The organism is Desulfovibrio sp. SGI.133, assembly GCF_050313955.1.
Classification (GTDB): Bacteria; Desulfobacterota; Desulfovibrionia; order Desulfovibrionales; family Desulfovibrionaceae; genus Desulfovibrio.
The window spans coordinates 65534-79277 of the sequence record NZ_JBNPMK010000009.1; the positions used below are offsets into that span (position 1 = coordinate 65534).

15 protein-coding genes are annotated in these 13744 nt (G+C 59.5%); 14 read left to right on the forward strand and 1 reads right to left on the reverse strand.

From position 1 onward, the window contains the following. Positions 1–110: 110 nt before the first annotated feature. On the reverse strand, positions 111–893 hold the full coding sequence (locus ACQRBR_RS10715; protein ID WP_321030834.1) for a MogA/MoaB family molybdenum cofactor biosynthesis protein: 783 nt from the start codon (positions 891–893) through the stop codon (positions 111–113). A 125-nt stretch (positions 894–1018) separates the two neighbouring features. Here ACQRBR_RS10715 and queF point away from each other — a divergent pair, with 125 nt between their 5' ends. The 14 genes from queF to rplP all read left to right on the forward strand — a co-directional run bounded on the left by queF (position 1019) and on the right by rplP (position 13731). Continuing rightward, entirely contained in the window at positions 1019–1522 is a 504-nt protein-coding gene (gene queF / locus ACQRBR_RS10720; RefSeq protein WP_427812962.1) for a preQ(1) synthase, read from the forward strand. 55 nt (positions 1523–1577) lie between these two features. After that, the gene (locus tag ACQRBR_RS10725) at positions 1578–2843 is read left to right on the forward strand and encodes a hypothetical protein (RefSeq protein ID WP_427812963.1); all 1266 of its coding nucleotides are present in this window, start codon (positions 1578–1580) and stop codon (positions 2841–2843) included. A 160-nt stretch (positions 2844–3003) separates the two neighbouring features. Beyond that, complete coding sequence (gene murJ / locus ACQRBR_RS10730) at positions 3004–4620, forward strand: murein biosynthesis integral membrane protein MurJ (protein WP_427812964.1); 1617 nt, start codon at positions 3004–3006, stop codon at positions 4618–4620. Next, a complete protein-coding gene (locus ACQRBR_RS10735) occupies positions 4617–5621 on the forward strand; it encodes a hypothetical protein (RefSeq protein WP_303878698.1) in 1005 nt (334 codons plus the stop codon). Before murJ ends, ACQRBR_RS10735 begins: the two co-directional genes overlap by 4 nt. Positions 5622–6731: 1110 nt before the next feature. After that, entirely contained in the window at positions 6732–8294 is a 1563-nt protein-coding gene (ftsY, locus tag ACQRBR_RS10740) for a signal recognition particle-docking protein FtsY (RefSeq protein WP_427812979.1), read from the forward strand. Positions 8295–9299: 1005 nt separating this feature from the next. Beyond that, a complete protein-coding gene (rpsJ, locus tag ACQRBR_RS10745) occupies positions 9300–9617 on the forward strand; it encodes a 30S ribosomal protein S10 (protein ID WP_006008400.1) in 318 nt (105 codons plus the stop codon). Positions 9618–9629: 12 nt separating this feature from the next. Next, a complete protein-coding gene (rplC, locus tag ACQRBR_RS10750) occupies positions 9630–10259 on the forward strand; it encodes a 50S ribosomal protein L3 (RefSeq protein WP_168935248.1) in 630 nt (209 codons plus the stop codon). 13 nt (positions 10260–10272) lie between these two features. Beyond that, positions 10273–10896 carry a 50S ribosomal protein L4 gene (rplD, locus tag ACQRBR_RS10755; protein ID WP_006008404.1) on the forward strand — a complete coding sequence of 208 codons (624 nt, stop codon included), beginning with the start codon at positions 10273–10275 and terminating at the stop codon, positions 10894–10896. A gap of 12 nt (positions 10897–10908) precedes the next feature. Beyond that, complete coding sequence (gene rplW, locus ACQRBR_RS10760) at positions 10909–11199, forward strand: 50S ribosomal protein L23 (RefSeq protein ID WP_006008406.1); 291 nt, start codon at positions 10909–10911, stop codon at positions 11197–11199. 1 nt (position 11200) lies between these two features. Continuing rightward, complete coding sequence (gene rplB / locus ACQRBR_RS10765; protein WP_006008408.1) at positions 11201–12031, forward strand: 50S ribosomal protein L2; 831 nt, start codon at positions 11201–11203, stop codon at positions 12029–12031. A gap of 9 nt (positions 12032–12040) precedes the next feature. Beyond that, entirely contained in the window at positions 12041–12325 is a 285-nt protein-coding gene (gene rpsS / locus ACQRBR_RS10770; protein ID WP_006008410.1) for a 30S ribosomal protein S19, read from the forward strand. A 9-nt stretch (positions 12326–12334) separates the two neighbouring features. Next, complete coding sequence (gene rplV / locus ACQRBR_RS10775; RefSeq protein ID WP_006008412.1) at positions 12335–12673, forward strand: 50S ribosomal protein L22; 339 nt, start codon at positions 12335–12337, stop codon at positions 12671–12673. Between the two features lie 3 nt (positions 12674–12676). Further along, positions 12677–13318: a 30S ribosomal protein S3 gene (rpsC, locus tag ACQRBR_RS10780; RefSeq protein ID WP_006008414.1), complete on the forward strand. Its 642-nt coding sequence runs from the start codon at positions 12677–12679 to the stop codon at positions 13316–13318. Next, the gene (gene rplP, locus ACQRBR_RS10785) at positions 13318–13731 is read left to right on the forward strand and encodes a 50S ribosomal protein L16 (RefSeq protein WP_006008417.1); all 414 of its coding nucleotides are present in this window, start codon (positions 13318–13320) and stop codon (positions 13729–13731) included. Before rpsC ends, rplP begins: the two co-directional genes overlap by 1 nt. Positions 13732–13744 lie beyond the last annotated feature (13 nt).

Sequence of the window (13744 nt, forward strand, 5' to 3'; positions counted from 1 at the left end):
CGGCAAAAGGAGACGAAGCCGCGGACGGAGAAACGTCCGCACAGCGCCCCCGGCCGGCAGGAAGGCAGGGAAAAACGGGGAAGAGTGAATTTGGGCAGTTTCATCAGGGATTAACCTCCACAGTCGGCGGGATCGCCGTGCAACTTGTCCAGCGCATGGGGCAGGGCGGGCAGGACAGCTTCCAGATTCTCCACGACAGCCTTGCGGCTGCCGGGCAGGTTGATGATGATGCTCTGTCCCAGCACGCCGGCCACAGCGCGGGAGATGGCCGCATGGGGCGTCTTGGCCAGGCTGGCCTGCATCATGGCCATGCTGAAGCCGGGCAGGGGATAGTCCAGCACCGCGGACGTGACCTGCGGCGAGATGTCGCGCGGGCCCACGCCCGTACCGCCGCTGGTGCAGATGACGTCATAGCCCTGGTTCAGGGCCAGATCCACCAGCAGGGCGCGCAGCTGCACCGCATCATCGGGCAGCAGAAAGCCCTGGCTGTGGCACAGGGGCAGGGTATCGGCCACCAGGGCGGCCATGGCCGGACCGCTGGTATCGTCACGCATGCCCTGGGAGCCCTTGTCCGAAAGGGTCACCCAGGCCAGGGCACGGCCCGTGCGCCGCGTCTCGAGGTCAATCTCGCCCACGGGCAGGTCCACCAGGGCGCGGGTCATCAGGCATTGCAGGGCGTGGCCGCCGTCATCGGCGGGCAGCCAGCAGCGGCCCGTGACGCGCAGCAGTTCCACATCGTTCGCATCATACAGGCCGGTGCCCACAGGGATGAAGGGGCACTGGCGCACCAGCGGGGACGCCAGACGATGGCTGGGCATCCCTGCGACCCGGGCCACGGACAGGGGCATGAGGCCCCCGGCGGAACAGGCTCGCAAGGCAACAGAAAGTTTCATGCATCCTCCACAAACTGCCGGGACGGCAGATAACGGCCGCTATTGTAGCGGCAAGCACAATAAGTTACAAGGACGGCAGCCGTGGCCCGTTCCCGGTGCCCGGCAAGATCAGAAAAGGAGTTTTCATGTCCACCACCCGCAGCCAGGACCAGACGCAGCACCTGCATGTGCTGGGGACCGGCAAGATGCCCGAATTGCAGGGCGGCCCCAGTACGGCGCTGCTGGAATCCTTCCCCAACCGTTACCCCCAGCGTCCCTACGTCATCAGCATCGCCTTCCCCGAGTTCACGTCCCTGTGCCCGGTGACGGGACAGCCGGACATGGGCACCATCACCGTGGAGTACATCCCGGACCAGCTGTGCGTGGAATCCAAGAGCTTCAAGCTGTACATGTTCGCCTTCCGCAACCATCAGTCCTTCATGGAGACCATCACCAACACGGTGCTGGAAGACCTGTGGACCGTGCTCGAACCCTGCTGGTGCCGCGTCAAGGGCCTGTTCGTGCCCCGTGGCGGTACGCGCATCCATGTCTTTGCCGAGCAGTTCAAGGACATGCCCGAGGAAAAGGACGCCGCCGTCCTGGCCGCTGTCCAGGCCTGGCGTACGGAAAGCGATCCGCACAGACCGTAACAAACTGAAATTATTGGGGGGAGGCTGATTCAGCCTCCCTTTTTCAGGAGTTATCATGGTGCCTTGCAGAGAAAAGAGCTTTTTTCTTTTTCTTTTTTTGATCCTTATCTACTTTTTTTGTTTGGTCCATCCATCGATCCCTTATAATGGGGATGATTGGCGCTATCTTTCCTATGCACGGCATGCTTGGCCAGAGGCAGCGGAATGGAATCCTGCACGCATATTACCAGAGGTGTTACTGCCAGCTATAGGCTGTATGAGTGCTTTTTTATATAAAATGGGGATAGATTATATTTCTTCTGTTTCCATAATATATGGAATTTTTCTTTCATTTTTACTTACTGTGTTGGCATATAATTTTTATCGGTTATTTTGTGATATTTTGGCGGGAGATAGCCTTGGAGCATTGCTCCTTGTTTCTTTCTTCATGCTTTCCTCATTTTTTATGTTTGAAAAATATCAAAATAATAATATTTTTTTATTTTATGCAACATATTTTTGTACTGGAATATATTATGTTGCTTCAAATATAATAAATTCAATTCTTACCATAATTTTATTTAGATATTCTTTGGATGATAGAATTATTGATGATAAGGGATATTCAATTCCTTTTTTGTTTTTGTTGATGTATATTTCACAATTTTCAATGACCTTTTCTGCGTTGATTAGTGTGTTATCCGCATTCTTTATATTTATTATTAAATGTAAAAAAGGCCTTATTCGCAAAGATTACATTCTTTTAGTACCAATGGTTTTCTTTGTCAGTGCTGCTTTATTTGATATATCGGGAAACAGATTCGATGCTCTACAAAAGAACGGAATTTCATTATCAACTGTATTTTTTTCATTCCATGAATTTTTACTTAACCTTAGAAATGATTTTATAGTATTTTGCGTATTGATAGTATTCATATATTTTATGACTCTCTTCATAAAAAAAGAACAGAATGATGTATTACATATCGTGATAATATGTATACTATCTATGCTTTTAATATTTATTTTTGATTTTATATTAAGCATAAAGACAATGAATTTTATGAAACGGATAGAGGCTACATATGGGATTTTTTTCTTTTTATTATTATCTGTAACGTGTTGTTTAGGCTATCTTTTAAAGCGATTTTCGCTTATAAAAATACTCTTGCCAATATGTATATTATTTTTAATGGTTGATGTGCTTCATGTGAACAAAATCTATGCTGATACATATGGTGCTGATAAACGTTCTATTGTCGAAAGCTGGCTTTCTGATATTAAAAAAGCTGAAAATAAGGGATTATCGTCCGTAGTCATACGTGTCCCCCAAATTGGCTGACCCCATCCAGGGGAATGGTTTGGAGATGTTGTATCTCAAACCCTCTATGTGCACCGTGTAACAAAAACTAAAATGAATATTATCCTTTCTGATGGGAAAAGTACCTCGCAGTAACTTTATTTCAGATATTCGCGCTTGCTGTGAGCAAAGCGGTGCCCGTATGGCCCGCACGGCAGGGATGCTGGCCTTGTTCACCCTGCTTTCCCGCCTGCTGGGACTGGTGCGCGACATGGGCATGGCCTGGCTGGTGGGCTGCGGGCCGGTGGCCGATGCCCTGGTGGCGGCCCTGCGTCTGCCGCATCTGCTGCGCCGTCTGCTGGGCGAAGGATCTTTGTCCATGACGCTCACGGCCTGGCTGGTGCGGCACGATGTCGCGCACGGCCAGGGGGATCCGCTGCCCGCTCTGGCCTCCGGTCTGTTCCGGCGCCTCGTGCTGGTGCTGGGCGGCCTTGTCCTGCTGGGCATGCTGGCAGCGCCGCAATTGCTGGCCTTTCTGGCGCCCGCGCTTTCTCCTGAAGCTTTGGCGGAGGGCAGCAGCCTGCTCCGTCTCTGCCTGCCCTATGTTTTGCTGGCAGGGATGGCGGCTCTGGGCATGGCGGTGTTGCACTGCCGCGAAGTTTTCTGGCTGCCCGCGCTTTCGCCCGTCATCTTCAATGTGGTGGTCATCAGTGCCATGCTGGCGGGCTGGCTGGCGGGAGGCACAGGGGCTGTCCCGGCGGCACTGGCTGCGGGCATGAGTGCCGGAGGCCTGGCCCAGTGGCTGGCCCAATGGGGCTATGTCCGTCATGTATTTCCGGCGACCGCCATGAAGCATTCGGCCGCCGCGCCCTCCGGCCGTGAGCTGTGGGGCTGCCTGGGGCGCTTGCCCCTGGGCCTGCTGGGCGCCGCCGCACCGCAGCTGGTGATGCTGGCGGCCATGGGGCTGGCGGTAGGCAGCCAGATTGCGGGCCTGTACTATGCCGAACGCCTGCTGGAGCTGCCGCTGGGCCTGATCGGGGCCTGCCTCGGTATGGCCAGCTTGCCGCGTTTGAGCCGTCTGGCCGGAGAAAAAGATTTTGCCGCCTTCCAGCGGGACATGGCCCTGGCCTTGCGCTGGGCCACGCTCTTGTCCCTGCCCGCGGCGGCGGGCCTGTGGGCCGTGGGCCCCTGCCTTGTGGACGTTCTGCTGCATCACGGGGAATTCGATACCACGGGGGTGCGGCAGGTGACTCTGGCCCTTTGGGCGTACCTGCCCTGCCTGCCCGCCTGCGCGGTGAGCCGCTGCCTGCTGGCGGGCTGCAATGCCTTGGGCGACGTACGCCTGACGGCCTTGTCCTCGCTGCTTGCCGTTGTTTTTACGCTTGCAGGCGGGGCGTGGCTGTTACATAGTATGGCAAGGGACATATATTTTTGTTTGCCGGCTGCGGCGGCCAGTGCGGCCCTGTGGGGACAGACCGTCTGGCTGTGGCGGGGGCTGCGTCGACGTTTGCGGCCTTTGCTGCCCGCGCCGGCGCTTCTGGACGGCATGGCCTGTCTGCGGCATGTGCTGGCCGCGGGCGCGGCAGCCGCAGGTGCCCTGGTGGTCCTGCGCCTGTGCGGCATGGTCTGCCCGTTGCAGGAGCTGCTGTCCGTCGTGCCGGTCCTGTTGCCCGGGCTGCCCGCCATGGTGGGGCTGGCCCTGTCCATAGGGGCCGGATGTTGTGCCTGGGGGGGCGCCCTCGTTCTGTTTGGGGACGCCGATACGCGTATGCTGGCACATAAGCTGCGCACAAAATTGCAAGGAGATTCCCGCTCGTGAAGCGGTCAGTTCTTATTTTCCTGACCAGATACCGCCGCTGGGTGGCCTTGGCCTGCTGGCTTTTGGCCGTATTGCTCTTTCTGGCGCAGGCAGCGTGGAACATCATGGCTGAACGCGATGCCGCACAGAACCGTCTGCAGAACGAGGCAGGCCGGGTGGCCAGTCGTTTCACCCATCTGCTGGGGCTGCACGGGGAACTTACCGCCGTTTCCACGGACGCTCTGGTCACGGGGCTCATGGAGGATCAGCGCCTGTACGCCGTGACGGTGCAGGTGGGGGACAGTCTTTTTTCCGGCCAGCGCCGCAATGCGCACTGGGAGGCTGTGCCCTGGGACGGCGAGATCACGGAGAATACCGTGCAGGGCATGAGCCCGCTGCGCCGGGAAGGGCAGCCCGTGGGCACGGTGGAGGTCTATCTTGCCCGCCGCCTGGTGCAGGAAGGTTCGGACAAGGTCATGCAGCGCGAGACCTGGCGTTTTATCATCAATACTTTGCTGCTCAGCGTCTTTTTGGCGGCGCTGTACTGGCATTGGGGCGATCTGAGGCGCCTGCATTCTTTGGGGCTGCAACTTTTGCGCAAGCAGGGCGATCCGGAGCCGGAAAAATCCGAGGATCGGAGGTGGCGGCCCGTCTCCGGTGAGGATGTCGCTGACCGCGAGGACGCCCTGCCGGTGGATGCTATCCGCGGCAGGCATTTCCAGCAGGGGAACCCCGCAAGCTGGCATATGACCGCGGCCCTGTTCCGCCAGACCTTTGCCCATGCGCCCATGCTCATGATGCGCCTGTATGCGGAAGATGAGCTGGAAGGGCTGTGCCATCTGGGGCGGATGCTGCTTGCCGCAGCGCCCTGCCTGGGGGCTGTGCGCCTTGAGGACAGCGCCCGCGAGATGCTCGATGCGCTGGAGGATCCCGGCTGTGAGGCGCGTGCGCTGGCCGTGGAGACCTGTGCGGCTGATCTTGAAGAAGTTTTGCAGGCCCTGAGCGGGGCCGCAGTGAAATAAGGAGAGACTATGGGCTTTTTTTCCGCAGTAAAAAAGTTTTTTGGTGGGGGCTCCGAGGAAACAAAAGAAACGCAGGCCGCGGCAGTCGAGAAGGAAGCGGCCGCAACGTCTGTTGCCCCGGAGGAGCCTGTCGCTGATACCGGGAGCGTCGTAGCGGAACCGGAAAGCACGCCGGAACCGGAGAGCGTCCCGGCGGCTGAAGAAGTCGTTGCCCCTGCTGAAGACGCATCTGCGGACGAGGCCCCGGAAGACGAGGCCGCCCCCGTTGCCGGGGATGTCGAACAGGGGGCGCCTGAAGCTGAAGCCGTGGTCGCGGATGAGCCCGCGGTGGAAGTGACCGCCGCTGAAAGCGATGGTCCTGCCGCTGAGGCCGCAGAGGAGGGCGGGAGCGTCGAGGCTGCCGTGACGGCAGAGCCTGCCGACCAGCCTGCGGCGTCCGGAGCTCCGGCAGAAGCCGAGAGCACCGTGGCGGAAGAGGAGCCTGTGGTGGAAGCTGAGGGGGCGGCGCTTTTAGACGAGCCCTCCGTGGAGGCCGAAAGAGAACCGCTCGCCGGAGCGGAAGAAGCCCCGGCTGCTGTGGCCGAAGATGAATTGCCTTCGGTCGAGGAGCCCGTGACGGAAGCGGCTGCCGAGGCTGCGGCGCCGGAAGAAACTTCCGGTGAGGCCGCTGCAGAAGTGGGTGCTCCCGAACAGGATGACACCACGACAGAAACGACTTCCCCTGAAGCTGAGGCTGCGGAAGCCGAAGTTGTCGAAATTTGTGAAGAGCCGGTCAGTACCGATGCCGCTTCCGTGGACGCTGAGGAAGAAGTCCCTGCCGAAGTGGAAGCTGTGCTTGTCGAGGCTGAGACCGTTGTGGAGACTGCCCAGGAAGCGGAAGAAGGATCGCTGCCTGAGAACGTGACCGAGGCCGGTGCCGTCGAGATGGCTGATGCGGCCGGTGACGATACGACCACTATATCCCCTGTTGAAGCTGACGAAGCTGCGGCTGAAAAAGCTGCCGAAGCCGGAACGGATGTCGTGGAAGAGGAAGCTGCCCGCGACGAGGTCCGCGAAGAAGCGGAAGAAAAGTCCGAAGCGGCTGCGCCCCGTCGCAGCTGGTGGCAGCGCATCTTCGGCGGTGATGAAGATACGGCTCGCCCGGAAGCGGCTGCCCCTGCCGGCGAGGCTGGGGAAACGCCTGTTGCGGTGGAGCAGGAGGCGGACGAAGTCGCCCATTCTGAAGCTGCCGTAGTGGAAGCAGACACGGATGAACGTGTCGCGGCTGCCGCTGAAAGCACGGAACAGGAACCTCCGGTCGAGGTGGAAGAAGACACGGAGAGCGCTGCTACGCCGGACCAGGACGAGCCCGTCGCTGAGGCCGTGGCCGATGCGGCCCTTGCCGCCACTGCCGTTGCCGCGGCGGCTGCCACGGCCGAGCGTCCCACCGCGCCCGCGCTGGAGACCTGCGGTCTTGATCCCGCGCTGGCCCAGTCCATGATCCTGCGTCTGCGCGAGGCCGAGCCGCGCCTTTCCGTCTGGCTGGGCATCGTGCTGGAAGGTGTGGAAGAAGCCGGGGACGAACTCTGGAAGCGTCTGCGCTTCCTGCTGCGTTCGCTGGATGCGCCCGCCGCCGAAGTGGACGCCTTCGTGGATGATTTCCGTGGCTGGCTGGAGCGCATGGAATACGTGCAGCTGGACGAATTCCGCTCCGAATTGCAGTATCGCCTGACCTTGGCTCTGGACATGGAGGACGAGGAAGACGAGCGCAGCCGCTTGTTCCTCAAGATCAGCGAAGGCCTGAGCCGCACCCGTGAGCAGTTCTCCCGCCGTCTGGACAGCCTGTTCAGCAGCCACGGCGAACTCAATGAAAGTTTCTGGGAAGAGCTGGAAGAGCTCTTCATCATGGCTGACCTGGGCTACGAACCTTCGCTGGAGCTGGTGGAGCGCCTGCGTGAGCGGGCCCGCAAGGAAAACGTGACCCGCGTGGAAGACGTGCGCGGCCTGCTCATGGCCGAAGTGGACGAGATCTTCCGTCTGCCGCGTCGTATCAGCGCCGTGAACCCGCCCGAAGTGGTGCTCTTCATCGGTGTCAACGGCGTGGGCAAGACCACCACCATCGCCAAGCTGGCCCACCGCGCCCGCATGCAGGGCAAAAAGGTCATGATCGCCGCGGCCGACACCTTCCGTGCGGCGGCCATCGAGCAGCTGCAGGTCTGGGCCGAGCGCGTGGGCGCGCTCTTCCATGCCCGCCCCGCCGGTTCCGATCCGGCCTCCGTGGCCTACGAAGCCATGGACCGCGCCCTGGCCGAAAAGGTGGACATCCTCTTTGTGGATACCGCCGGCCGTCTGCAGACCAAGGTCAACCTTATGGAAGAGCTGACCAAGATCCGTCAGGTGCTGGGCAAGAAGCATGAAGGCGCGCCGCACCGCTGCATCCTGGTCATCGACGCCACCACTGGTCAGAACGCCCTTTCGCAGGCCAAGCTCTTTAAGGAAGCCGCCGGTGTGGACGAGCTCATCCTCACCAAGCTGGACGGTACGGCCAAGGGGGGCGTGGCCATCGCCGTGGCCATGCAGGAAAAGCTGCCTATCACCTATGTGGGTCTGGGCGAAAAGCTCGAAGACCTGCGGCCTTTCAATGGTGCCGACTACGCCCGCGCCCTGCTGGGCGATCTGGATCAGGGCAAATAGCGCTGGCTCTCGTATAATGTAGATGAGAGGGGAGGGGACTTTTCCTGCTGGGAAAAGTCCCCTCCCGCTTTTTCGTTTGGGAAAAACGCTGTGCCGATCTGGGGATCTCGCCCGCTATTCTGGCCTGCCATCACATCCGCTCCCGGATCTTGCGGAAGGAAGGCCGCTCACAATCGAAGCAACAATTTTTCGTCTTGCTGTTTGCCTCTTCGGCTGACGACGTTTGGGGGACAGCCCAATCCGTAATGTGCCGGAGGGATTTTTTTCTTTTTGCTTCCTGTCACACAGGTCATGTTTTTTATCTTCAACCTGTGAAGAATTCTCCACGCCGACGGATGGTAAAATACATTTTATGACATATCCCTTTCCTCCTCGTCTGAGCTCCGTTTTTTTCTTGCCGGAACGGGAAAATCAGCAATAGCGCGAAAAAAAATCCCTCTCGTAGTGAAAAAAACTTGACGCATCGTCCCATTCCCGATAGAAGGAACCTCGCCTTGAGCAACAAGGCTGTTCCCTGGACGGCAGGGAAGGGCAGATTGAGTCTGTCCTGATGCACCCAAAGCGGTCGCTCCGCGGCGGGTTTTGACATGTGCAGGCGTTACCAGATGCCGAGACAATGTCGAGCCGTTCCAGCCCACACAGCGGATCCCACCTGGCGATCAGGTGACCCCGGGCTGTAAAGGTAAGGGGGGGATGTTCCCCCATTTGGTGACCCTGCGGGACCACCCTCGTCACTGCTTCAGTCAGTGACAGGCCTGGGCTACGCCGGGAAGCATCACACGGATGATGCAGGCACGCTCAGGCGTCCGTACCTTCCGATATATCTGATTCCTTCAGATTCTGTGATGTGCGCTGCTTCAAGCGCTTCTCTTCCCCAAGTTGTTGCCCAGTCTCCCCAACGGGTGAGGCCGACCTTCGGGCCCGTGGTTTTTGGCCCGCGCAAAGCTGTTAAGAAACCTGCGCCGAACCCAACCGGCCAGGATTTTTCAAACGGAGTAGGCAACAATGACGACAGTTAGCAGTGATCGCATTCGGATCAAGCTCAAAGCCTACGATTACCGCATCCTGGACAAGGCTGTTGCGGAAATCGTGGATACGGCGCGCAATACCGGTGCCGGTGTGGCCGGGCCCATCCCGCTGCCCACCAATATTCATAAGTACACCATTCAGCGTTCCGTGCATGTGGACAAGAAGTCCCGTGAGCAATTCGAAATGCGCATCCACAAGCGGCTTATGGACATCCTTGAACCCACGCAGCAGACCGTTGACGCCCTCGGCAAGCTTTCCCTGCCCGCTGGCGTGGACGTTGAAATCAAGCTCTAGTGAGAGGCAGTCATGGCTGAGAAAATGGGAATTTTGGGTCGTAAACTTGGTATGACCCGCATTTTTGCCGGTGACGGCGCCGCTGTGCCCGTCACGGTGATTCAGGCCGGGCCCTGCCCCGTCACCCAGGTGAAGACCGTTGAAACCGACGGTTACAACGCTCTGCAGATCGCGCTGACCGAAGACAAGGAAAAGCACGTCAGCAAGGCCATGAAGGGCCACTTCGCCAAGGCCGGCACCGGCCTGTACCGCGAACTGCGTGAAATCCGCCTGGAAAACGCCCCTGAAATGGAACCCGGTCAGGAACTGACCGTGGAAATGTTTGCTACCGGCGACAAGGTCAAAGTGACCGCCAAGAGCATCGGTAAGGGCTACCAGGGCCGTATGCGCCGTTGGAACTTCGCCGGTTCCAAGGATACGCACGGTTGCGAAAAAGTGCACCGTAACAACGGCTCCATCGGTAACAACACCTTCCCCGGCCACGTGTTCAAGGGCCGTAAGATGGCTGGCCATTGGGGCAACGAAACCGTGACGGAAATGGGCCTTGTGATCGTTGACGTTCGTCCCGCCGACAACGTCATCCTGGTCAAGGGTTCCGTGCCCGGCCCCAAGAACGGGCTGGTGCTGATCCGCAAGCAGTAGAGGAAGCACAACAATGGCTACCGTGAAAGTTTATGACCAGAACAAGCAGGAATGCGGCGAACTGACGCTTTCCGCCGACGTGTTTGAAGTTGAGGCTCGTCCCGAGATCCTCAACCTCGTGGTGCGTGCCCAGATGGCCGCCAAGCGCGCCGGTACCCACATGGCCAAGACCCGCGCCTTCGTTTCCGGCGGCGGCGTGAAGCCCTGGAAGCAGAAGGGCACCGGTCGCGCCCGTTCCGGCTCCAATCGTTCGCCCGTGTGGCGTGGCGGCGCCATCGTGTTTGGCCCCCAGCCCCGCGATTACAGCTTCAAGGTCAACAGCAAGGTGCGCGCCCTGGCCATGAAGATGGCTCTGTCGAGCCGTCTGGCCGCCGAAAACCTGCTGGTGGTCAAGGGCATCGAACTGCCCGAAGCCAAGACCAAGCATTTTGCCAAAGTGGCCGGTACTCTGGGCCTGAACAAGGCTCTCATCGTGACCGCCGAGGAAAGCGAAGCCCTGACCCGCTCCGCCCGCAACATCCCCGGCATCACGCTGACCACGCCTGATCGTCTGAGCGTGCTGGAGATCCTCCGCCACAAGCAGCTGGTCCTGCTGGAAGGCGCCGTGGCGCCCGTGCAGGCCCGCTTTGAAAAATAAGAGGGGCAACTCATGGAATTCACCCAGGTTCTTATCAAGCCCCTGCTGACGGAAAAGACCACCCTGCTGAAGGATGAGTCCCGTCAGGTGGCTTTCTATGTTCATCCCGGCGCCAACAAGCTTGAAATCAAGCAGGCCGTGGAAAAGGCTTTTGATGTGAAAGTTGAAGCGGTCAACGTGGTTCGCAAGGCTCCCTCCAATCGGGAACGCCAGGGTCGCGTGGTGGGCCGTAAGCCCGGCTGGAAGAAGGCCTATGTGACCTTGCGCCAGGGCGATAAAATCGAGTTCTTCGAGGGAGTGTAAAATGGCTGTCCGTAAGCTGAAACCGACCTCCGCCGGGCGTCGTTTCCAGACGGTTTCCGACTTTGCGGAAATCACCCGGACGACCCCTGAGAAGTCGCTCACCGTGGGCCTGACCAAGAAGGCCGGCCGCAACAACCGTGGCCGCGTGACCAGCCGTCGTCGTGGCGGCGGTGTGAAGCGCCTGTACCGCATCATCGACTTCAAGCGTAACAAGTTCGGCATCGCCGCCAAGGTTGCGCACATCGAATACGACCCCAACCGTACCGCCCGTATCGCCCTGCTCCACTACGTGGACGGCGAAAAGCGCTACATCATCGCTCCTGTGGGTCTGAAGCAGGGCGACGTGGTGCTGGCCGGTGAAGGTGCCGACATCAAGCCCGGCAACGCCATGCAGATGTCCCGCATCCCGGTGGGTACCGTGATCCACAACGTCGAGCTGTACCCCGGCAAGGGTGGCCAGCTCTGCCGCGCCGCTGGCACCTACGCCCAGCTCGTGGCCAAGGAAGGCAAGTACGCCCTGCTGCGTCTGCCCTCCGGCGAAGTGCGCAAGGTGCTGGCTTCCTGCGTGGCCACTGTGGGCCAGGTGGGCAACATCCAGCACGAAAACATCTCCCTGGGCAAGGCCGGCCGCAACCGCTGGCTGGGTCGCCGTCCTCAGGTCCGCGGTGTGGCCATGAACCCCATCGACCATCCCCTGGGCGGTGGCGAAGGCCGCAGCTCCGGTGGTCGTCATCCCGTGTCGCCCTGGGGTATGCCTGCCAAGGGCTTCAAGACCCGCGACAAGAACAAGGCTTCTTCGCGCCTTATCATTAAGCGCCGCGGCCAGAAGTAGGAGTAGCAGATGCCCAGATCTTTGAAGAAAGGGCCGTTCATTGACGGCCACCTGATGAAGAAGGTTGACGCTGCGGTGGCCTCCAATGACCATCGCGTGGTGAAGACCTGGTCGCGCCGCTCGACCATCCTGCCTGAAATGGTGGGTCTGACCTTTGCGGTGCACAATGGCAAAAAGTTTGTGCCGGTGTTCGTGACCGAAAACATGGTGGGTCACAAGCTGGGCGAATTCTCGCCCACCCGTACCTTCCACGGCCACGCCGCTGACAAGAAGGCCAAGGCCGGCAAGAAGTAGGGTAGAGATATGGAATCCAAAGCTATCGCGAAATTCCAGCGCGTGTCGCCCCGCAAGACCCGCCTTGTGGCCAAGAACGTGCAGGGCAAGGGTGTGGAAGAAGCCATGAACATTCTGCGCTTCACCCCCAACAAGCCCGCCGGCGTGCTGCTGAATGTGCTCAAGAGCGCCGTGGCCAATGCCTCCCAGCTGGGTGGCGTGAACGTGGACGCCATGGTCATCAAGGAAGTCATCGTGAACGAAGGCCCCACCTGGAAGCGCTTCATGCCCCGCGCCCAGGGCCGTGCCACCAAGATTCACAAGCGTACCAGCCACGTTACCGTTATACTCGCAGAAGGGCAGGAATAGGCTATGGGTCAGAAAGTTCATCCGTTTGGCTTCCGGCTGGGGTACAACAAGAACTGGCAGTCCCGCTGGTTCAGCAAGAAGGACTACCCTGCCTTTGTGTTTGAAGACAGCAAGATTCGCGCCTATGTGAAGAAGCTCCTGTATCATGCGGGGCTGGCCAAGATCGAAATCGAACGCGCCGGTGGCAAGATCCGTCTGATCCTGTCCACTGCCCGTCCCGGTATCGTCATCGGTCGCAAGGGCGTGGAAATCGAAAAGCTGCGCGGCGACCTCCGCCAGAAGTTTGGCCGTGAGTTCTCGCTGGAAGTGAATGAAATCCGTCGTCCCGAAGTGGAAGCCCAGCTCGTGGCTGAAAATATCGCCCAGCAGCTGGAACGCCGCGTGGCCTTCCGTCGCGCCATGAAGCGCACGGTGTCCATGGCCCGCAAGTTCGGTGGCGAAGGCATCAAGGTGACCTGCTCCGGTCGTCTGGCGGGCGCTGAAATCGCCCGTACCGAATGGTACCGTGACGGTCGCGTGCCGTTGCAGACCCTGCGCGCCGACATCGACTACGGTTTTGCCGAAGCGCACACCACCTACGGCATCATCGGTGTCAAGGTGTGGATCTACAAGGGTGAAATCCTTGACAAAGAGGTTGATCAGTAATGCTCGCGCCTAAGAAAGTTAAATTCCGTAAATGGCAGAAGGGCCGCCTGCGTGGCCTGGCTAGCCGCGGCGCCTCCATCGCTTTTGGCGATATTGGCCTGAAGGCCGTGCAGCACGGTCAGTTGTCCAGCCAGCAGATTGAAGCCGCCCGTATCGCCATGATGCGTCACATCAAGCGTGGTGGTAAGGTCTGGATCCGCGTGTTCCCCGACCGCCCCGTGACCGCCAAGCCTCTTGAAACCCGTCAGGGTTCCGGTAAGGGTGCTCCGGTGGGCTGGTGCGCTCCGGTCAAGCCCGGCCGCGTGCTGTACGAAATCAAGGGCGTCAGCCTTGACCTGGCTCGCGAGGCTCTGACCCGCGCCGCCCACAAGCTGCCCGTGAAGACCATCATCGTGGTGAGGGAGGGCCTGTAGTATGGCTGCCAAG